Source organism: Bacillus sp. FSL E2-8900 (genome assembly GCF_037966225.1).
GTDB lineage: Bacteria > Bacillota > Bacilli > Bacillales > Bacillaceae_G > Bacillus_A > Bacillus_A cereus.
Genome location: NZ_CP150193.1, coordinates 4,379,868 through 4,400,403 on the forward strand (window position 1 = coordinate 4,379,868; position 20,536 = coordinate 4,400,403).

Sequence of the window (20,536 nt, forward strand, 5' to 3'; positions counted from 1 at the left end):
GGACATCTTATTTCTATAAGATGTTCTTTTCATTTCATAATCACCTTATGTTACAATAAACTTCGGCATAACGTAAGAAAGGATGAAACAACATGACAAACGAAAAAGGTTTAGATAAAGGATATGAACTTGTTGCAAAAATGCATGAAGTATTCGGACATCCTGTAACAAATACTCCAACAAAATTAACAGAAGAGCGTGCAAAAATCCGTGCAAGTTTTATGCAGGAAGAACTAGAAGAATTTCTTGAGGCAACGACTGTTGAAGATCAATACGATGCACTAATTGATCTTATCTACTTTGCATTCGGCACGTTTGCCGAAATGGGCGTACGTCCTGATAAAGGATTCGAAATTGTAAACAACGCCAACATGGCAAAACTATTCCCTGATGGGAAGCCTCGATTCCGTGAAGGCGACGGTAAGATTCTAAAGCCAGAAGGCTGGCAAGCACCGGAACCACAACTTCGTGCTGAAATTGAACGTCAGCGTCAAGAAGCTGAAAAAAACTGCTAGGATTTCCTAGCAGTTTTTTATTATGGCTTTTTTTCTGCCAATCATTAATGACCCACGTGCCCTGCGTGTCCTGCTGCTCCACTAATACTAGCTGCTCCTGCTGCTGCCCCTGCTCCTCCTGCTCCAATTCCACCTGTCCAAGGAGAAGATTGTTGCTGTTGTTGATATTGCTGATATTGTTGGTGTTGGTGCTGTTGACCTTGGTGTCCATGATGTTGGCCTTGGTGCCCATGATGACCGTGTTGGCCTTGATGACCTTGGTGATGGTGGTGACCTTGGTGTCCATGATATTGGCCTTGGTGGTGATGTCCATGGTGACCATGTTGGCCTTGGTAAGTTTGATAAAGAACAGCTTGCGGATGAATGTGGTGGTGTCCATGGTGATGTACTTGTTGTTGATGACCTTGGTGACCTTGATGATGATGGTGTCCATGGTGACCTTGATGGTGGTGATGACCTTGGTGACCTTGATGATGATGGTGTCCATGGTGACCTTGATGGTGGTGATGGCCTTGGTGACCTTGATGATGATGGTGTCCATGATGGCCGTGATGGCCTTGGTGATGATGGTGTCCATGATGGTGGTGATGTTCATGATGACCGTGAACAACTTGCGGATACCCGCCTATCCCTCCAGCTATAACACCTACTCCTGGTACCGGAAATCCTGTCTGCACTCCTCCAACGAAAGAAGGAAATGTAGTTGGTGCTCCTACTGGAATCCCTGTTTGCACGCCAGCTACTGATGTCGGAAAGCTCCCTGTTACTGTAGGAATTCCAGCCCCTGATGTTGAAAAGCCTCCCATTGATGTAGGCATTCCAGTTTGCATGCCCGCTACCGATGTTGGAAATCCTCCTGCTGCTCCACCCATCCAGCTCGGAATTCCGCCATATCCTTGTTGTCCGCCTCCCATTAACATCATTTGTTCATAACTATCCGATCCACCTCCGAAAAAGCCATGTGGTGCATTATTGTCCATCCCTTTCATTCCTTTCACCTCTTCTACTCAATTTAGCCTACCTTTTTTATCATATTTCCTATAGAAAAATAGGTGTTTGTCTGCATTGGAATTCCGCTCTTTTATTTGTACGTATTGGAATAATTGAAAACTTAGACTAGGGTGATCCAGAGATTATTTTCTACACAAAAAAGCTCAGAGTATACATACTCTGAGCTTTTATTTAGAATAAATTAATTTGCAACAACATTAACAAGTTTTCCAGGAACAACAATTACTTTACGAACTGTTTTCCCTTCAATTTGGTCTTGAATTGCTTCAAGTGCAAGTTGTTCCATTTCTTCTTTTGATGCGTCTTTACTCATTGTTAGTTTTGCGCGAACTTTACCCATAACTTGAACAACGATTTCAACTTCATCTTCTACAAGTTTAGACTCATCAAATGTTGGCCAGCTTGCATATGTGATTGTTTCATTGTATCCAAGTTTGCTCCATAGCTCTTCCCCAATATGAGGTGCAACTGGTGCAATCATTTTTACGAAACCTTCTACATATTCTCTTGGAAGTGTTTCAGCTTTATATGCATCGTTGATGAATACCATCATTTGAGAAATCGCTGTGTTGAAGCGAAGCTCTGCATAGTCTTCTGTTACTTTCTTCACTGTTTGATGGTAAGCTTTTTCAAGCTCTTTATTTGGTGCGTCAGTAATTTTCTCACTTAATTCACCGTTATCTTGAACGAATAGACGCCATACGCGGTCTAGGAAACGACGAGCTCCGTCAAGACCATTTTCAGACCAAGCAATTGAAGCATCTAATGGTCCCATGAACATTTCGTATAGACGAAGTGTATCTGCACCGTGGCTTGCTACGATATCATCAGGGTTTACAACGTTACCTTTTGATTTACTCATTTTCTCGTTGTTTTCACCTAGAATCATACCTTGGTTGAATAATTGTTGGAACGGTTCTTTCGTTGGAACTACACCGATATCGTATAATACTTTATGCCAGAAACGAGCATATAGTAAGTGAAGTACAGCGTGCTCCGCCCCGCCGATATAAATATCAACTGGAAGCCATTGTTTTACTTTTTCAGGATCTACAAGTGCTTCGCTATTGTTTGGATCGATGTAACGTAGGTAATACCAACAGCTACCAGCCCATTGCGGCATTGTATTTGTTTCACGACGACCTTTTTTACCAGTCTCAGGATCAACAACATTTACCCACTCGTCAATGTTAGCAAGTGGTGATTCACCTGTACCTGAAGGACGGATGTTTTCTGTTTTCGGAAGAACTAATGGTAATTCCTCTTCTTTCACAGCTGTCATTGTACCATCTTCCCAGTGAATTACTGGAATTGGCTCACCCCAGTAACGTTGACGGCTGAATAACCAGTCACGTAGACGGTACGTTACTTTTTGATTTCCTGCGCTCGTTACTTCAAGCCATTCAATCATTTTTGCGATTGCTTCTTCTTTATTTAATCCATCAAGGAATGCTGAGTTTACGTGTGCACCATCACCTGTGTACACTTCTTTCGTAATATCTCCGCCTTTTACAACTTCCTTCATTGGAAGATTAAATACTGATGCGAATTCATAGTCACGCTCATCGTGAGCTGGAACTGCCATTACAGCACCTGTTCCGTAAGTTGCAAGAACATAATCAGCAATCCAGATTGGTAATTTCTCACCGTTTACTGGGTTAACTGCGTAAGCACCAGTGAATACACCAGTTTTCTCTTTCGCAAGTTCTGTACGCTCTAGGTCACTCTTCATTTTTACAGCGTTAATGTAAGCTTCTACCGCTTCTTTTTGTTCTGCTGTTGTAATTTCTGCAACAAGTGCATGTTCTGGAGCTAGTACACAGTATGTTGCACCAAATAATGTATCAGGGCGCGTTGTGAAAACTGTGAATTTCTCGTCTGTACCATCGATGTTGAAGTGTACTTCTGCACCTTCAGAACGACCGATCCAGTTACGTTGCATATCTTTTAAGCTTTCAGGCCAATCAAGCTCATCTAGATCTTCTAATAGACGATCTCCGTAAGCTGTAATTTTTAACATCCACTGTCTCATCGGACGACGCTCAACTGGATGTCCACCACGCTCACTCTTACCGTCAATGATTTCTTCGTTTGCAAGTACTGTACCAAGTGCTGGGCACCAGTTTACAGGTACTTCATCAACGTAAGCTAAGCCTTTTTCAAATAGTTTTAGGAAGATCCATTGCGTCCACTTATAGTAGTTTGGATCTGTTGTATTTACTTCACGGTCCCAATCGTAAGAGAAACCTAATGATTTAATTTGGTTACGGAACGTATTAATATTATGCTCTGTAAATTCAGCTGGGCTGTTTCCAGTATCAAGTGCATATTGCTCTGCTGGAAGACCAAATGCATCCCATCCCATTGGATGAAGAACGTTATATCCTTGCATACGCTTCATACGAGATAAAATATCTGTCGCTGTATAACCTTCTGGATGTCCTACGTGTAAGCCTGCACCTGATGGATATGGGAACATATCTAGTGCATAAAATTTTGGTTTTTCTGTCTCATCTGGCGTACGGAATGTTTTATTCTCTTCCCAGTACCCTTGCCACTTCTTCTCAATTTCTTGATGATTAAAGCTCATGAGATACCCTCCTTGAAATTCTATTTATTTTCACCGCCCAAAATACAAAAAACCTCTCATCCCTAGAAAGGGACGAGAGGTTATAGATTCCCGCGGTACCACCCTAAATTAATGTACAAATATACATTCGCTTAGATCCGTAACGTGGATTAACGGCAATTGCTACTATTAGTTTCACAACTGCAACTCAAAGGCGAGTTCATAACGAAACGTGGATTGACTTGCACCGACCGTCAACTCTCTAAACCAGCTTCTATTACTACTACTCCTTCTCACTGTTATTACACATATAAGTTAAGTGAACTATCCTTCACTTAGTATCTCTTAAGAGCTTACTTAAAGCGAGGACTTCTCGGTTAATCGTTACTCTTAATAACTAACGAATTCATCTTAAGACAACCGAGCTATCTCCCTTGTTCTAAAGGTTGTTTTATTTAAATATATTCTAAAACATGTTACATGTTCCGTCAAACTAAACTGCAATTTTTTCTTCAACTGTTTCTTCTACTTTTACTCGTTTATCATAAATGCTCGTTGCTATAAGCGCTACTACAAGCATTACCATGATTGCTATAAACAATACTTCCATATTGTATAAATCCACAATTGCTCCGCCAACGACCGGCCCGAACATTTTCCCTACAGTCGCCGCACTATTTACAACCCCTTGATAAAACCCTAATTTATCTTTTGGTGCAAGTATATTTGCAATCGTTGGAACCGCAGGCCATACAAATAACTCACCTATTGTTAATGTTACCATCGCAACGAGGAACATCGTAAATTGCTGCGCTTGGCTTAACACAATGAATGACGCCGCAAAAATGAAAATCCCAATCATAATTTGCTGTTTTAAAGAACGCTTCATCCAACGAATTAGCATACTAACAAGTGGCTGCGCACAAACAATCATCGCTCCGTTTATCGTCCATAATAAACTATAGTGACGAAGGCTAATATTCAATTCTTGCATATGTGTTGCAATCGCTCCTTGCCACTGTACGTATGTAACCCAGCATAAAGCATATGCTACACACACGATAAGAAGTGCTTTAAATCCAGGTGTAAGTGACCACCCTTTTTTCGTTTCGACTTCTTTTTGCACTCCTGGCTCTTTCTTGTCTTCCATACCGCGGAATCCAATAAAAGCAATTAAGAAGAAAACAAAGTATAAAATAAAGTTCGCTAAGAAAATATAATCAAAACGATACGATGCAACTAATCCACCACATGCTGTTCCGATCGCAATACCAACATTTTGTCCAACGTACATCGCATTAAATGCCCGTCTTCCGCCTTCTGGCCAAACCGTACCAACCATCGCATACATCGATGGGAAGACCATTCCAGAACCGAAGCCGATTAACGCTAGCCACACAACATATAACGGCCAACCGTGGAAGAACACAAGACCTAAAATCGATACAAGTGTAATCACAATCCCTACTAAAGTTGATTTATAACCGCCCCATTTATCAAATAAAACACCGCCGAGCAAGTTTCCGATTACACCAGTAAGCGAATTGATCATTAATACCATTCCGGCCACAGATAAAGATTTTCCTAGGTGATCATGCAAATAAATTGTATTAAAAGGCCATAAAAAAGAAGCACCCGTGACATTAATAATCATCCCAGCTACTAATAGCCATACTTTCCTTGGCATAGTTTCCCCTCCTATTCTATTTTTTTCGTTCATATATATAACAGTAAAATTGTAGTCGTTTTTAAATAGGAAGGCAACTGATTAATAGTTGATGAAATTCAGATAATGGTTTTGCGATCAATGAAATTATACTGATTGCTTCTTGGATTATATCAGCGATTATTAAAATATATCGACTTACCGACAAAAAATGACAACAGTAACAATGTATAAAGAGACTGCATGAACTTCATGCAGCCTCTTTATACTATCCAACTTCCTTTTCTCGCTTCGCACGTTCTTTAGCACTCCATTTAAACACCTTATCTAGTAGCGAGTATATTCTCCCAGACTCTTTCGTTAATAATGGTCCTAACGATGCCAATATTAAAACATATAAAGCGGAGAACGGTTTAATCGCTGCCATTAAGCCGCCCGCGATTCCAATATTCGCGACGATAATGGAAAATTCTCCGCGTGATACAAGTGTTAAACCGATATTCGTAGAAGCCTTATGCGATAACCCAGCTTTACGCCCCGCAACCATTCCAGCAGTAAAATTACCGATCAGAGTAATGAAAACTGCTCCTAATGCCAACCACACTGCTCCTCCAAGTGAAAATGGGTCTATACTTAAACCGAAGCTGAAAAAGAATATAGCTCCAAAGAAATCACGAAACGGAACAACGAGCTGTTCAATTCGATCACTATGCTCTGTTTCAGAAAAGACGAGCCCCAATAATAATGCTCCAATCGCCTCCGCGACATGAATCGTTTCTGAAAATCCTGCTACAAAGAACAAAATAGCGAATATTACGATAATAAAAATTTCATTGGACGAAATATCTAACATTTTATTTAAAAATCGTGTAGCTTTTCTAGCAACTACAAAGAATAGTAGCATATACCCTACTGCGATTAAAATAGATGTAAGAGCCCCTACAAGTGACGTTGCCCCTCCGAGTACTAATCCTGAAACGACTGATAAATATACGGCTAAAAAGATATCATCAAACATAATGATTCCTAAAATTAGCTCCGTCTCTTTATTACCAGATCTTCTTAAATCAACAATTACTTTCGCAACAATTGCACTCGATGAAATTGTTATAATCCCAGCAATAATTAATGTTTCTAATAAGGGGAAACCCATTATATATCCGTAAATTAAACCTAATATAAAATTAAGCGATATATGAACAGTTCCCCCAAAGGCAATTGATTTTCCTGATTTAATTAATTTTTTAATTGAGAATTCTAAGCCTAAATAGAATAAGAGGAATATAACGCCAACACGGCCGAGGAAGGAAATAACTTCTCCGCTTTCAATAAATCTTAAATCGATAAGCCCTAAATCTGGCGCATGTGGCCCCACTAGCATACCGAGTATAATGAGAAACGGAATAATCGAGAACTTTAACTTTGCAGCGAGAATAGCTGCAAAAGCGACTAATACTAACGCAGTCCCAACTTCAAAGATTAAAGTATCCATCGATTATGAATCCCCTCCTACTGAAAGCAACTCATTAATAATTCTTTTTACTTCATGTCTTTCGCCTGATAGTACGAGCATATCGCCAGCTTCAATGATAGAATCTGGGCCTGGATTAAAGAACTTCTTCATATTCTTTTTCAAAATGGCAATAATCGTTACGTTATATGTGTTTCGGACATGTAAACTACCAATTGTTTTTTGTACGACTGGTGCATTATTTTCCACCTTAAACCACTCAATTGATAATCCTTCAAAGGCCATTTCAATCGTATCTAAAGCTTGTGGTCTATATACCATTCCGCCCAATATAGCTGCAATTTGTCTCGCTTCGGAATCACGAAGCGAGACGCTTGAAATACTCTCCTCATGATCAGCATCAAAATGGTACATTTCTCTTCGGCCATCATCATGAATAACGATAACCATCTTTTCATTACCTTTTGTAATCACTTCAAACTTACATCCAATACCCGGCAGTTCACTCTCTCTAATATTCATATTTTCCGCCTCCTAATTTTTTTAGTTACGGCTTTTATAAATCGACATCAATCTCCGTTTTAAAGGTCTCATCCTTTGAAATACCTAAATACTTTAGCGTCTCTGATGGAGTCGCGTGATGAAAATGTTTTTGCAACAGCGCAATCGCTATCCCTCTTTTGTACGCATGAAATCCGAACGTTTTTCGCATTGAATTCGTTCCGATCTTACCAACAACTCCAACTGCTTCTGCAGCATTATGAATTACACGATACGCTTGTTGGCGCGTAATTGAATTTGGCGTTTTATTAGATTGAAATACGTAATTTTCTCTTTTAACGCCAATAGATTGTACGTAATCTAAAAGCGCTTCTTTTACTTTTGTATTTAAATAAATATCTTGTTTAAATTTTTCATCTTTCACAGGAAGAGTATAAAACTCTTTAACAGTCCCATCTTCATTTAATACATCTTCAAATTTCATGCTAAGTAGTTCTGTAATTTTTAATCCTGTGTTAATTCCAATAACAAATAAAAGATAATCTCGCTGGGAGTGCTCTTTTAAATATTTTTTCATAGCCTCAATTTGGCTTATATCTTTTAATGCCTCTACAACTTCCATACATGTATTCTCCTCATCTTATGAACGGTAATTTTCTCATTATGTTGTCCATTTTACCTTATCATGCTATGAGATTTCCATGTGTTATCCATTATTTTCACAATATACTCAGGTGGTTCTGAAAACTTTCAATGTGGAAACTTACGATTGTATAAATACGTTGCGGTAAAAAATGTGGGGATAAAAGTTCAGCTTCTTTCTACAGATTGGATTCCTCCTTTCCTTATACAGCTACTTCTACTTTTATATTACGTTACTTACTTGCATTATATTATATATTTCAGTAACATTAAAGTGTTTTTTCTGAAAATAATAAAAACCGAGCGTTTTTGCTCGGTTTTTATTATTAATCTTCTTTCGGAAGAACAATTCCTTTATACAATTGAACTGTAATGAAGTAATAAATCGCATAAATAACTACGAAAATTACGATTGGTACCCAAATACGGAAGTACGGATCGATTAAAATAAATCCGAAAATATTCATACCAACTAATACGTGAGCGATACCCACAATTGCTGGGAATAAGAATACTAAGAATAACTCTTTATAAATTGATTTTGTTAATAACTCACGGCGCACACCAATTTTACGGAGCATTTGATAACGCGTAATATCTTTTGATGCACCAGAAAGAATTTTAAACATAAGACAGCTTGCCATCATTGCTAAGAACGCAATTCCAAGGAAGAATCCCATAAACACTGTTCCACTCGCAACGCCGTATAACATGTCGTAAGTTTGATATTTACTATTTAATCTTTCAGCTTTTACATTTTTATATTTATCTAGCTGCAACTCGTCAAGTTTTTTCCATTCTTTTGTATATGCTAAGAAATCATCTGCTTTTCCGATAAATGCTATACCTTCTTTACCATTTATCCCATCATACATTTTTTGATCTACAATTTTAATTGCATGATCTTCGTATATATAATATGGATGAATTGTGCTAAAAGCATCGACCCATTCTTCTGGAAGTTCTTTAGCGTTCGCATCTTTTTCATTCATTTCTCTAGAAACTGCGCCTACTGGTAATTCCTGTGAAGCCTTCTTCGTATTTACTAAATCCTTCATCGACTTCATATTTGTCATATCTTTTACGAAAGGACGATTTTTCTCTAAATCTTCTTTTACATAGTAAACGTATTTATCATCTACTTTGTAACGATATTCGCTTTTCTCTTTAAATGTAATACCGTCTAAAATTTTCTTTTCTTCAGCTGTTGGATTATGAACTACTGAATCATAGATTACTAAACCATCTACCATTTTTATAACGTTATTTTTAAATGCCATACCACCTGAAATTGCACCAGCTCCAAGAGCAACTAACATCGCTACTGTCGCAAGTACTTTCGTTAAGCTATTAATACGGAAATTTAATTGTGCAAATGTAAAAGCGTTAAGTCCTTTTTCACTACGCTTTTTATTACTTTTTAACTTTTTAATAATGACTGGGAGAAGTGAGCCAAATAGCATGTAAGTACCAGCTGTCGTTGTAATTAATGCAATAAGGATTCCCATTTCTCTTAGTTTTTCCATGTAAATCATTGATGCATAGCCAATGCCTAATAAAATAACCGCAAGGAATGCAACTAAGCCTGTCATTTTTCCTTTTACCGCAACACGTTCTGTTTGTGCATCTGCATGTACAAGTTGCAATACAGAAATACGTGATAACTTAATACTGTTCATAATTGCTGATAGTACAAATAATGCAAAGAAGAAGATACAAGTAACAGTCATAGATGGCAGATAAAATGCTTTATAGCCTTCACCAGCAAATTCTAATTGTTTCATTAATAATTGACCGATACCTTCTGCAAGTCCTACACCAACTGTAATACCGATTGCAAGAGACGCAGCGCCTAATACGATTGTTTCAATAAACATAAGTAATGTAACTTTATGCTTTTTTGCTCCTAACATCATATACATACCAAACTCTTTTTGACGAAGAGATAGTAAGAAAGAGTTCGCATATAAAATATAGAAGAACGTTATGATTGCTAGTAAAAATGAACCTGCTTGGAATACAAATCCGATTGATTTAATCACTGAATTAGATTCAAGAAATGATTCATTTAGTGCTAACGTTTGAAACATGTAAAAAATTGAAATCGACATGTCAAGACCGACAAGTAAGACGATATAATCCTTCAGCTTACTTTTCAGCCCTGACATGGAAAGTTTAAATAACATACTGGAACCTCCTTTCTTACGCTTTTTGTGTACCTAAGTCTGCAAGTACATCTAAAATTTCTTTGTAGAACTCTTCACGCTTACCACCGCGGTGAATTTCTTTATATAGCTCACCATCTTGAATGAATAAAATACGCTGACAGTAACTTGCACTGTATGGATCATGTGTAACCATCATAATAGATACGCCTTGATCTTTATTTAAGTTTGTCATCGCATCAAGTAAACTCGTTGCATTTTTAGAATCAAGCGCTCCTGTTGGCTCGTCCCCTAAAATAATTGCCGGCTCATGCACTAAAGCACGCGCTGCTGCCGAACGTTGCTTTTGCCCACCAGATACTTCAGATGGGTACTTTTGAAGTATTTCTGTAATTCCTAACATATCCGCTACTTTCTCGACTTTTGGTCCAATGTTACGTGATGGAACACCTTGCAAGGAAAGTGGAAGTGCAATGTTTTCATAAATAGATAAGTTTTCTAACAAATTAAAATCTTGGAAGATAAATCCTAACTTTTGTGAACGGAAATCTGAAAGCTCACCTTGCTTCATTTTTGTAATATCCGTTCCTGCAATTTCAACAACGCCGCCCGTTGCTTTATCTAACGTTGAAATTACATTTAATAATGTCGTTTTACCAGAACCAGATGGTCCCATAATTCCAACAAACTCGCCCTCTTGAATTGAGAATGACACACCTTTTAACGCATGTGATTGGTTCTCACCTTTTTTACCGTACACTTTTTGAACGTTTTTCACGTCTACAACTGGTTTCGTCATATATATCCTCCTACGCTTGTTTTTCCATTACCTATTTTGCGCCTTTTGGAAGTGAACTGCTATTTGTTAACATTACATTTACCTTACACTTTTGTAATATAAAAAAGGTGTACTTGTAAGCTTGGCTGTTAATACTAGTTCACATTTCGGCATAGTAAATCGGTAAATGAAATTATATCGGCGATTTTCAAAATATATCGGCGCAACTACAAAAGCTGAAAATAAAAATAGGCTGTTCCACAAAAAGAACAGCCCACTTCTCTCTTTATTTCTTTAAAGGTGTTACCGTCCAGTACGTAATAACACGCCAAATCCATTCTAATGGACCCATTTTAAAGATTTTCATCCAAATTACACTAAACACAATTTGAATTGCATAAATTGCGATACATACATATAGCGTCTGCATGTATGTTAAGTTACCTGCAAAGTTAAATACACTACCGGCAATTAAAATCATTGCCGTTTGTCCGATATAATTTGTTAAAGCCATACGACCGTAGTATTTCAATGGTGCTAATAATGTTTGAACTGGTTTTAACTGAAGTAATAAAATTAATGCTCCTACATAGAAAGCTGAAATAATTGGTCCAACAGTAATACCAATTTTCAGAAAATGGCTTGCAGCATCCATTGTTCCATCTTCAGTTTCCATTATCCCATTTATAAATGGTTCAGCAGGAACGTGCCCATATTGATACCATACAGCTATGACACTTAAAACAAACATAATACCTGTAAAAATAGCGACTTTCTTTATATTTTGCGCAAGATTTTCAAATACACGATATTGCCCTGCGGCAAGCCCTAATAAAATTAAGCCAAGTGGTAATAGTTCTTTAACTCCCATTACACTGAAGGCAATTGTCAAAATAAGTCCTAGTGCTAGGTTCAATTCTTTTTTCGCTTTATAAAACGGTAAAACGATTAACCCGCAAATTGCGTATAACGCTAGTGCTTCTCCAGGCTGAAACATTTGATGAATTAAACCAAAAATAAATAATGCTACTAAGCGACGTAAAAATAAAACATAGCCATTTTTCCCTTTCGCAATCGCTCTTGTAATGAAGATATAGAATCCCACTCCAAATAAGAATGAGAAAATCGAGAAGAAACGACCTTCTACAAATAAGTATAGAAACCTTTGATAGCTAGCATCTACTGTATTAGGATCTGGAATTTTAATATGAAGTAGTGCTAAAATATTTACTAAAATAATCCCCAGTAATGCGAAGCCACGAATGTAATCTAACTCATCAATTCGTTTGTTTGTAATATTGTTCCCCATAAAGCAGCTCCTTGTCCAAAATTTAATCCTCCCTTACTCTACTGGAAAAGTAAGCTTACAACTATCGGCAAACCTTACAGGAATCTTACATTATTGTCATATAACAAAACAAAACCAGGTCATATTGCGACCTGGTTTACTCTGATTGCTTTGATCTTTGAGGTTGTCCTTTTTTACTGTTACGCTGTTTCACTTGAACAATCGGATCAAGTTCATTCGAAAATTCAGCGTTATGTCCATTTTGTGTTTTTTGTTCTGGGTTATTTTGATCTGAACGTTTCGCCATTACATTCACTCCTTATTAGTGCGGTGTAATAATCATTTGATGTTGCAATTGGCGAATTGCCATACGCGCTCTATTTAACTGCTCACGTTGCTCATCATTCGCATGTTGTTGCATCGTTTGTAAATCGTTATATGCTTGTTCTAATTGCAACTGCGCATCCGAATACTCCATCGTATTATAATGCTCTTGTCTCATGCCTTGTTCTAATTGTTCTTTCGCATATTCCACCGCTTGTTCCGCTTGTGTAATATACGATTCAAGTGATTGACGCTCTGCCATAATTGTCCCTCCTTGCTTCAATTCCCCTTTAGTTTGTCCCTTCCTTATGAACCTTATGAGTATGTTATAATGGATTTTGTGTTATTTTGACTCGGCTTAGGAGGGAAAGTAATGAAGGTTCAAAACCCTTTTCCATATACAAACGACAATAAACGTTATCATACATGGAATTACCATTTACGAAATGAATTTGGTGAAAAAATCTTTAAAGTTTCATTAGATGCTGGCTTCGATTGTCCGAACCGTGACGGTACAGTTGCTTATGGCGGTTGTACATTTTGCAGTGCTGCTGGATCTGGTGACTTCGCTGGCGATCGCCGCGATGATGTTATAACGCAATATCATGAAATGAAAGAAAAAATGCGCTCAAAGTGGAAAGACGGAAAATGTATCGCTTATTTCCAAGCGTACACAAATACACATGCACCACTTGAAGTGTTAAAAGAAAAATTCGAACCGCTTCTAGCAGAAAAAGACGTTGTCGGTCTTTCTATCGCAACTCGTCCAGATTGTTTACCGGACGATGTTGTTGAATATTTAGCGGACTTAAATAAACGCACGTACCTTTGGGTTGAACTCGGACTACAGACCGTTCATGAACGTACTGCAAACCTTATTAATCGCGCTCATGATTATCCTTCTTACGTTGAAGGTGTAAATAAATTACGTAAGCATGGCATTCGAGTTTGCTCTCATATTATTAACGGTCTTCCTCTTGAAGATTACGACATGATGATGGAAACAGCTCGTGAAGTAGCGAAACTTGACGTACAAGGAATTAAAATCCACTTACTTCATTTATTAAAAGGAACGCCAATGGTGAAGCAATATGAAAAAGGACAACTCGAATTCCTTTCTCTTGAGGATTACGTAAGCCTCGTTGTTGACCAACTTGAAATTATTCCAGAAGACGTAATTGTGCACCGCATCACAGGTGACGGCCCACCTGATTTAATGATTGGTCCAATGTGGAGCTTAAATAAATGGGAAGTATTAAATTCCATCGATGCAGAATTTGTACGCCGCGGAAGCTGGCAAGGAAAATATGCAAATGAGGAGAAACAACAATGAAATTAGAACGTGTATTACCGTTTGCTCGCACACTGCTGCAAACGGCTGTTAAAGAAGGCGACTACGCTGTAGATGCAACACTTGGAAATGGTCATGACACTTGCTTCCTAGCTGAAATTGTTGGGGATAGCGGAAAAGTATTTGGATTTGATATTCAAAAAGAAGCGATTGAAAGCTCAACAACTCGTCTAAAAGAAAAAGAACTTTTTGAACGTACTGTTTTAGTTCACGATAGTCACGATACACTTCTATCCGTACTACCAGAAGACGCAAAAGGAAAAGTAACAGGCGCTATCTTCAACTTAGGTTACCTTCCTGGCGGTGACAAGCATATCGTTACAAAACCGAACTCAACAATTTCGGCAATTGAACAATTACTAGAAGTAATGGCACCTGAAGGTATCATCGTCCTCGTCATTTACCACGGACACCCAGAAGGACAAGTAGAACGCGACGCTGTTCTCAAATTTGCAGAAGAACTAGACCAAAAACAAGCTCACGTACTGCGATATGGCTTCATTAACCAGCAAAATAACCCGCCATTTATTGTGGCGATTGAGAAACGATAAAGTGAAACTTTAATCAGTGGGGGGAATCCCCACTGATTATTAGTTGAACCAATCGGGCATTTATGGGCAGTTTATCTCCCAACTAACTTCTTTGCTCCAGCCGAATTTTAAGGTGGAAGTTTTACTGCCCGTTAATGCGGGGTAATATATCAACGATTTTTCAATTATATCTATCGTAACTCGGGATATATCAACGATTTTTTCGATATATCTATCATAACTTACAATATATCAACGATTTCTCGGATATATCGATTGTTCGACAAAACATAACAAAAAAAGACGTGCACTCATTGCACGTCTTTTTTTATTCTCCTATATAATGGATGTAAACATTCTTAAAGGAGACGAAACAATGATTGGAATACTAGCAGGAATGGGACCAAAATCAACTGGACCATTTGTCGATACAGTTGTAGCAATGTGCCAAACAATATACGGAGCAAAGCATGATATGGACTTTCCTCATATGATGATTTATTCGTGCCCAACACCGTTTTACATGGATCGGCCTATTGATCACGAAACGATGAAAAAAGCGATTATTGAAGGAGCACAAAAACTTGAAAGTACTGGCGTAAGCTTTATCGCTATGCCGTGCAATACGGCGCATCTTTATTTCGAGGAATTACAGCATTCTCTGTCCATTCCGATTTTAAATATAGTCAATGAGACGTTACAAGCAATTCCTAAAAATACAAAAAGAGTCGCTCTTCTCGCAACAGAAGCGACAGTTCAAGCTGGTATTTATCAAGACGGGATTGCAAAACGGAATATAGAATACATTCATTATGAAAAATGGCAAACGATGATTAATCAAATTATTACGTATATTAAAAGCGGAGAAGTTGAAAAAGCTCACAAATTATGGAGCGCGCTCGTTGTGCAGTTGAAGGATGAAGTAGATACCGCAATTATCGCATGTACTGATTTGAATGTTGTGGCTAGTGAGAATTTTGTTGATTCTTCTCAATGTCTTGCGAAAGCGGTTGTTAGGATGTACTTATCAAATATAAAGAGATCTTCATAAACATAGAAAACACTCCTTCTAAAATGTGTTTTATGTTTAATAAAAATCCCACAAACTTTTAACTTTCTTCACAATTCTTTCAAAGTAATCACACTTAATCTCGCTATATTAAATAAGTAGTTATTCATATAGGGAAGGTTAGGGGAACTGAAAGTATGAAAGTAAATCGTTCGCTTCATTACATTTTTTGGCGTTGGCATTTTTATGCTGGTCTTTTTATTACGCCGCTTCTTATTACGTTGTCACTGAGCGGAATTGGGTATTTATTTCGGGAGGAAGTTGAAGATTTCATCTATAAAGATTTATATTTTGGGAAGAGTGCTCAAACAGAATCTATTTCGATGTCTGATTCTATTTCCTTAACAGAGAAAAAATATCCACATTATAGCGTGGCGAAAATTAGTGAGTTTAATGGGGATTATAATACGAGACTTACGATTGCAAATGAGTATACTGGACAACAAAAATATGTGTATTTAGATAGTAATAATCAAATTGTTGGAGATCAAAATGCAAGTGAAACGTTTGCCAATATAATGAGGGAATTACATAGTTCTCTTTTAGTTGGTGGCACTGTCGTAAACTATACTGTAGAACTCGCGGCATGCTGGACAATCTTTTTAATCATAACCGGATTGTACATGAGTATACGCCAATTCAAAAACACACCATCATCCAATAAGCGAGAAAAAGCCAAAAGACGTCATTCTATTATCGGTATTATATTTACAATTCCTCTCTTTCTGCTAGTCGCATCTGGCTTGCCATGGTCAGGATTTATGGGGAACCAAATTTATAAAATTGCATCGTCAAATGAATCACTCGGATATCCAAAATTGTACATGGCACCGCCTGAATCAAAGGTAAAAGAATTGCCGTGGGCAACAAGAAAAGAAGCTCCTCCTGAATCGAATTCAAATGAACCGAAAGCAATTTCTGTCCATGAATTACAAAAAGGAATTGAAATAAAGAAGCCATATGTTATTTCACTACCAGCTGATCCAAAAGGTGTATTCACTGTTTCGAAATCGAGCGGTTCTGGTATTACAGGTATGCATGTTGCACCAAATGAAGAGATAACAGCTTACTTTGACCAATATAGCGGGGAACTCATTTCCAAAACGGACTATCGTGATTATGGATTACTTGCACAATGGTTCACTTACGGTATCCCACTTCATGAAGGACATTTATTCGGATGGCCAAATAAAATATTATGCTTACTAACGACATTATCTCTACTACTTCTCATTTATTACGGAATAAAAATGTGGTTAGCAAGGAAGCCGAAAGGAAAATTAGCAGCACCACCAAAGCAAAGAGATAAGAAAAGCATAATCGTTTTCTTTATCATGATGGTTATACTAGGCGCTGTCATGCCTTTATTCGGGCTATCTGTTTTAGTGATTTTTGCGATTGAACTTCTTATATATGTATTTTCAAAAATACGATCATAATGAAAAGAAAACCACTCTACATGAGTGGTTTTCTTCATCACTGCGCTGTTTTTTTTCGGTACATCTTCCCGTTCCAATAGAAGAAGCGTGAAGTGAGGCCTCCGTACTTTACAATGCGCCGTGCCATTTTGTGCATATTCTTTTGTGCTGATACTTTTTGATCTGATAAATAAATACCAAGTAACCCTCGGCTTATGAGACGATGAAACTTCGCATGAGGCAAATCACCAATGCTCTTCTCCGCTTCTTCTACAAAGTGTTTCATCCGATCTAATATCGCTTGCTCGTTTTCGTAATAACTACAGAAATTCAAATCTCCGCCTATACGGTCTTCTTCTTGATCAATGAAATAATCAAGTAAGATATGAAGTCCTTGTACGTAAGGGAAGTACCCTTGTCTAATTTTCGCAATATCTTCATCATGTAACTCATCATGAAATGCATATGCGACAAGACAGAAAATTCCAAGTGTAGAACCGGCACATGCTGAAAATTCAAACCAACTCATCTCAGGTAAGTTTTCTTTATGTGCTTCAAACCAATTTTTCAGGCGCGGCTCTCTTTCTTCTAATTTCACGTGTTTATGAATTTGCAAATCACAATAATAACAAGCAAGTTCATGAAGAACAGGAGCAATTTTGTCATAGTGCTTCGTTTTCTTTAAAACATCTTGGCATGTTTCAACAAGTTCATCTAAATAACCACCATCATCTTGATCATCACGATAACGATAATAATTACCGCCACCTTCTACTTCAGGTGATAATGCCATTAACATCGATTCATGCAGTGCGGCAAAATCATTTGGATCAAGTGATGTACTGCGATCACATAAATTATCTAAATAGTCGCTGATCGTTTGATACGCTACGATAAAACGAATACATTCTTCTCGGTGCTCATTTGCTAGCAGAGCTAAAATGCCACCGCCCTCACAATGAAACGTTTTATGCTCAATACTTGCGATTGCCTGACTATGAAGCTCATCATTCGGAATATGGTAGGCACGCTCTTTCCACATCGCTAGCTCATGGTGTACAACCGGAAACACATCACGGTATACTTTCGCCATGAGCGTTATGGGATTACTCGGTACGTTCACTTCTTCCTTCATCTCCTCTATTAAATGTACAAATAATGATTTATTTGTTTGTTTTTACTATATTATTGACATGCATTTCAGTAAATGACTGAATATAACTCAAAATTTCATCACGCTCATACTCATTTAATAGCTCGTGATAACAATTCGGCCATTCTTTAAAAGCCTTATCACTTATTTTAACATTATCAAACCAAGTGCGGACACGTGTTTTATCTACAAGTTTATCCTCACAAGCTTGCATTAGCAAGAGCGGAACATCTGGAAAATCATCTATTTTTTTATGAGCAATTTCGATAGACTTGATCAATTCACTATACCAACGTACTGATACTTTGCGCAAGAACAAAGAATCATTCTCCATTGCATCTCTTACTTCATGGTTACGTGTTGACATTTCCACCGTAAGATTCGTTGCAAATTGCAATTTTGGAGCCACAACATTTAATATTTTTGAAGCAAATTGAAGCGGAGCAGAGGGTCCAGTCACTACCCCTAAACAAGGCGAACTCAAAATAACACCTTCTACATCTTCTCTCTTCGTTTCTTGCATCATACGAATGACAATAAGACCACCCATACTATGACCGAATAGAAAAATAGGTAACCTATACTTTCTTGCTTCTTTCACCCATAATTTAACTTCCTCTATGTATTCATCAAATGAATCAATATGTCCTCTATTTCTTGAAGTCGTTCCATGTGACGGAAGATCCCCCATCACGACGTGGTAGCCGATATGATTCCACATTTCCGCAACTGCTTCGTAACGTCCGTGATATTCCATTGCGCCGTGCACAATAACAATGACAGCTTTTGCTTCCTCCGCTTCATAATTCCACATACGGCTCTCCTCCATTTCACTCTTTCTCATAATTTGATACACTAAAACTAGTCTCTAGGAAAGGAAGACTTTACATGATATATCCTTACAAAGAAAAAAAACCGAAAATTGCGAGTAGTGCTTTTATCGCTGACTATGTTACGATTACAGGCGATGTTTCCGTTGGCGAGGAATCAAGTATTTGGTTTAATACAGTCATCCGTGGTGATGTGTCACCGACAATCATTGGAGACCGAGTAAATGTACAGGACCAATGTACACTTCACCAAAGCCCGCAGTATCCTCTTATTTTAGAAAACGACGTAACAATTGGGCATCAAGTCATTTTACATAGTTGCCATATTAAGAAAGATGCTTTAATTGGAATGGGATCTATTATATTAGATGGTGCTGAAATTGGCGAAGGAGCTTTTATCGGCGCTGGAAGCCTCGTTTCACAAGGAAAGAAAATTCCGCCGAACACGTTAGCTTTCGGTCGTCCCGCGAAAGTGATTCGTGAATTAACAGAAGAAGACCGTAAAGATATGGAGCGTATTCGCACGCAATACGTTGAAAAAGGTCAATATTATAAATCATTACAGAAGTAAATTTCCGCTGCCATAAGATTGGTAGCTTTTTTTATATAAAATCTAACTTTTTCTTTACAAAACATTATTACTCCCTCAACAAAATCTTATTAAAATAAAAGCTAATATCTCCATATATATGTAGATGAGGGAGGAGAATTTTCATGAAGGTCAGTGGATTATATAAAATAGAATGTTACATTTTCAGAGGAATTAACCGCTACTTTGATCAAAAAACATTAAATATCTTTTTCAGCAATATTACTCATATCGGTGGCGCGACTTTCTCCATCGCACTCACACTTTTCTTTTTAATTTTCGCAAAGGGAACTTTGCATCAAGCTGCAATTGCAACTGCTATTTCTTTAGCAATTAGCCATATTCCTGTACAAATATTAAAAAGATGGTATCCACGAAAACGTCCTTATTTAACAATTCAGGATGCAAAATATCCAGTCCATCCATTAAAAGACCACTCTTTCCCGTCTGGTCATACAACAGCCGTTTTCTCTGTCTTCATTCCATTTATTTGCTATAATCCAAGCTTACTTGCTTTCCTATTACCGTTAGCATTATGCGTTGGTATTTCACGTATTTATTTAGGACTTCACTATCCGTCAGATGTATTCGTCGGTATGTGCCTTGGCACTTGCTCTGGCATCATCTCTTTTTATCAATTCATCCCACTTTTCACATAAAGGAGTG

20 protein-coding genes and 1 other annotated feature are annotated in these 20,536 nt (G+C 37.7%); of the genes, 7 read left to right on the forward strand and 13 right to left on the reverse strand.

What is annotated here, in order from left to right; translation table 11 throughout:
• The first annotated feature begins 92 nt into the window (after positions 1-92).
• Complete coding sequence (locus NST90_RS22440) at positions 93-515, forward strand: hypothetical protein (RefSeq protein WP_000180554.1); 423 nt, start codon at positions 93-95, stop codon at positions 513-515.
• Between the two features lie 44 nt (positions 516-559).
• Here NST90_RS22440 and NST90_RS22445 read toward each other — a convergent pair whose 3' ends face one another.
• The 11 genes from NST90_RS22445 to NST90_RS22495 form a co-directional block, all read right to left on the reverse strand.
• Complete coding sequence (locus NST90_RS22445) at positions 560-1,504, reverse strand: hypothetical protein (RefSeq protein ID WP_283748103.1); 945 nt, start codon at positions 1,502-1,504, stop codon at positions 560-562.
• Positions 1,505-1,707: 203 nt separating this feature from the next.
• The gene (gene leuS, locus NST90_RS22450; protein WP_000009466.1) at positions 1,708-4,116 is read right to left on the reverse strand and encodes a leucine--tRNA ligase; all 2,409 of its coding nucleotides are present in this window, start codon (positions 4,114-4,116) and stop codon (positions 1,708-1,710) included.
• A gap of 65 nt (positions 4,117-4,181) precedes the next feature.
• Positions 4,182-4,401, reverse strand: a binding site (T-box leader).
• Between the two features lie 187 nt (positions 4,402-4,588).
• Positions 4,589-5,782: an MFS transporter gene (locus NST90_RS22455; protein WP_001137561.1), complete on the reverse strand. Its 1,194-nt coding sequence runs from the start codon at positions 5,780-5,782 to the stop codon at positions 4,589-4,591.
• A gap of 247 nt (positions 5,783-6,029) precedes the next feature.
• Positions 6,030-7,253 carry a cation:proton antiporter gene (locus NST90_RS22460; protein ID WP_000380167.1) on the reverse strand — a complete coding sequence of 408 codons (1,224 nt, stop codon included), beginning with the start codon at positions 7,251-7,253 and terminating at the stop codon, positions 6,030-6,032.
• A gap of 3 nt (positions 7,254-7,256) precedes the next feature.
• A complete protein-coding gene (locus NST90_RS22465) occupies positions 7,257-7,754 on the reverse strand; it encodes a cation:proton antiporter regulatory subunit (protein ID WP_001026053.1) in 498 nt (165 codons plus the stop codon).
• A gap of 34 nt (positions 7,755-7,788) precedes the next feature.
• A complete protein-coding gene (locus NST90_RS22470) occupies positions 7,789-8,355 on the reverse strand; it encodes a tyrosine-type recombinase/integrase (protein WP_000454210.1) in 567 nt (188 codons plus the stop codon).
• 346 nt (positions 8,356-8,701) lie between these two features.
• Positions 8,702-10,561 (reverse strand): ABC transporter permease, encoded by a 1,860-nt coding sequence (locus NST90_RS22475; protein WP_283748104.1) that lies wholly within the window; start codon positions 10,559-10,561, stop codon positions 8,702-8,704.
• Positions 10,562-10,577: 16 nt separating this feature from the next.
• A complete protein-coding gene (locus NST90_RS22480; protein ID WP_098756958.1) occupies positions 10,578-11,339 on the reverse strand; it encodes an ABC transporter ATP-binding protein in 762 nt (253 codons plus the stop codon).
• 265 nt (positions 11,340-11,604) lie between these two features.
• Positions 11,605-12,627, reverse strand: a complete 1,023-nt coding sequence (locus tag NST90_RS22485; protein WP_088867944.1) for a DUF418 domain-containing protein — start codon at positions 12,625-12,627, stop codon at positions 11,605-11,607.
• Between the two features lie 136 nt (positions 12,628-12,763).
• Positions 12,764-12,913 carry a hypothetical protein gene (locus NST90_RS22490; RefSeq protein WP_001129341.1) on the reverse strand — a complete coding sequence of 50 codons (150 nt, stop codon included), beginning with the start codon at positions 12,911-12,913 and terminating at the stop codon, positions 12,764-12,766.
• Between the two features lie 15 nt (positions 12,914-12,928).
• Positions 12,929-13,192: a YtzC family protein gene (locus NST90_RS22495; protein WP_000840871.1), complete on the reverse strand. Its 264-nt coding sequence runs from the start codon at positions 13,190-13,192 to the stop codon at positions 12,929-12,931.
• A gap of 111 nt (positions 13,193-13,303) precedes the next feature.
• On the opposite strand from NST90_RS22495, the gene NST90_RS22500 reads away from it, so the two are divergent.
• The 4 genes from NST90_RS22500 to NST90_RS22515 all read left to right on the forward strand — a co-directional run bounded on the left by NST90_RS22500 (position 13,304) and on the right by NST90_RS22515 (position 17,319).
• Positions 13,304-14,263 (forward strand): TIGR01212 family radical SAM protein, encoded by a 960-nt coding sequence (locus NST90_RS22500; RefSeq protein ID WP_000868034.1) that lies wholly within the window; start codon positions 13,304-13,306, stop codon positions 14,261-14,263.
• Positions 14,260-14,832, forward strand: coding sequence for a class I SAM-dependent methyltransferase (locus tag NST90_RS22505; RefSeq protein WP_000764497.1), 573 nt, complete (start codon positions 14,260-14,262; stop codon positions 14,830-14,832). Before NST90_RS22500 ends, NST90_RS22505 begins: the two co-directional genes overlap by 4 nt.
• Positions 14,833-15,187: 355 nt before the next feature.
• Positions 15,188-15,862, forward strand: a complete 675-nt coding sequence (locus NST90_RS22510) for an amino acid racemase (RefSeq protein WP_044307043.1) — start codon at positions 15,188-15,190, stop codon at positions 15,860-15,862.
• A gap of 155 nt (positions 15,863-16,017) precedes the next feature.
• Positions 16,018-17,319, forward strand: coding sequence for a PepSY domain-containing protein (locus NST90_RS22515; protein ID WP_044307042.1), 1,302 nt, complete (start codon positions 16,018-16,020; stop codon positions 17,317-17,319).
• A 37-nt stretch (positions 17,320-17,356) separates the two neighbouring features.
• On the opposite strand, the gene NST90_RS22520 is transcribed toward NST90_RS22515, so the two are convergent.
• Together NST90_RS22520 and NST90_RS22525 are read right to left on the reverse strand one after the other, a co-directional pair.
• Positions 17,357-18,421, reverse strand: coding sequence for a tetraprenyl-beta-curcumene synthase family protein (locus NST90_RS22520; RefSeq protein ID WP_001102461.1), 1,065 nt, complete (start codon positions 18,419-18,421; stop codon positions 17,357-17,359).
• Between the two features lie 40 nt (positions 18,422-18,461).
• Entirely contained in the window at positions 18,462-19,265 is an 804-nt protein-coding gene (locus NST90_RS22525) for an alpha/beta hydrolase (protein WP_000267425.1), read from the reverse strand.
• Between the two features lie 74 nt (positions 19,266-19,339).
• On the opposite strand from NST90_RS22525, the gene NST90_RS22530 reads away from it, so the two are divergent.
• On the forward strand, positions 19,340-19,852 hold the full coding sequence (locus NST90_RS22530; protein ID WP_000640186.1) for a gamma carbonic anhydrase family protein: 513 nt from the start codon (positions 19,340-19,342) through the stop codon (positions 19,850-19,852).
• 143 nt (positions 19,853-19,995) lie between these two features.
• Positions 19,996-20,529, forward strand: coding sequence for a phosphatase PAP2 family protein (locus NST90_RS22535; RefSeq protein ID WP_000868592.1), 534 nt, complete (start codon positions 19,996-19,998; stop codon positions 20,527-20,529).
• Positions 20,530-20,536: the final 7 nt, after the last annotated feature.

Coding starts and splice junctions, on each gene's coding strand:
- NST90_RS22500 (WP_000868034.1), top strand. CDS start 13,304: ATGAAGGTTCAAAACCCTTTTCCATATACAAACGACAATAAACGTTAT.
- NST90_RS22510 (WP_044307043.1), top strand. CDS start 15,188: ATGATTGGAATACTAGCAGGAATGGGACCAAAATCAACTGGACCATTT.
- NST90_RS22490 (WP_001129341.1), bottom strand. CDS start 12,913: ATGGCGAAACGTTCAGATCAAAATAACCCAGAACAAAAAACACAAAAT.
- NST90_RS22460 (WP_000380167.1), bottom strand. CDS start 7,253: ATGGATACTTTAATCTTTGAAGTTGGGACTGCGTTAGTATTAGTCGCT.
- NST90_RS22465 (WP_001026053.1), bottom strand. CDS start 7,754: ATGAATATTAGAGAGAGTGAACTGCCGGGTATTGGATGTAAGTTTGAA.
- NST90_RS22445 (WP_283748103.1), bottom strand. CDS start 1,504: ATGAAAGGGATGGACAATAATGCACCACATGGCTTTTTCGGAGGTGGA.
- NST90_RS22515 (WP_044307042.1), top strand. CDS start 16,018: ATGAAAGTAAATCGTTCGCTTCATTACATTTTTTGGCGTTGGCATTTT.
- NST90_RS22455 (WP_001137561.1), bottom strand. CDS start 5,782: ATGCCAAGGAAAGTATGGCTATTAGTAGCTGGGATGATTATTAATGTC.
- NST90_RS22495 (WP_000840871.1), bottom strand. CDS start 13,192: ATGGCAGAGCGTCAATCACTTGAATCGTATATTACACAAGCGGAACAA.
- leuS (WP_000009466.1), bottom strand. CDS start 4,116: ATGAGCTTTAATCATCAAGAAATTGAGAAGAAGTGGCAAGGGTACTGG.
- NST90_RS22480 (WP_098756958.1), bottom strand. CDS start 11,339: ATGACGAAACCAGTTGTAGACGTGAAAAACGTTCAAAAAGTGTACGGT.
- NST90_RS22505 (WP_000764497.1), top strand. CDS start 14,260: ATGAAATTAGAACGTGTATTACCGTTTGCTCGCACACTGCTGCAAACG.
- NST90_RS22535 (WP_000868592.1), top strand. CDS start 19,996: ATGAAGGTCAGTGGATTATATAAAATAGAATGTTACATTTTCAGAGGA.
- NST90_RS22485 (WP_088867944.1), bottom strand. CDS start 12,627: ATGGGGAACAATATTACAAACAAACGAATTGATGAGTTAGATTACATT.
- NST90_RS22525 (WP_000267425.1), bottom strand. CDS start 19,265: ATGTGGAATTATGAAGCGGAGGAAGCAAAAGCTGTCATTGTTATTGTG.
- NST90_RS22530 (WP_000640186.1), top strand. CDS start 19,340: ATGATATATCCTTACAAAGAAAAAAAACCGAAAATTGCGAGTAGTGCT.
- NST90_RS22470 (WP_000454210.1), bottom strand. CDS start 8,355: ATGGAAGTTGTAGAGGCATTAAAAGATATAAGCCAAATTGAGGCTATG.
- NST90_RS22440 (WP_000180554.1), top strand. CDS start 93: ATGACAAACGAAAAAGGTTTAGATAAAGGATATGAACTTGTTGCAAAA.
- NST90_RS22475 (WP_283748104.1), bottom strand. CDS start 10,561: ATGTTATTTAAACTTTCCATGTCAGGGCTGAAAAGTAAGCTGAAGGAT.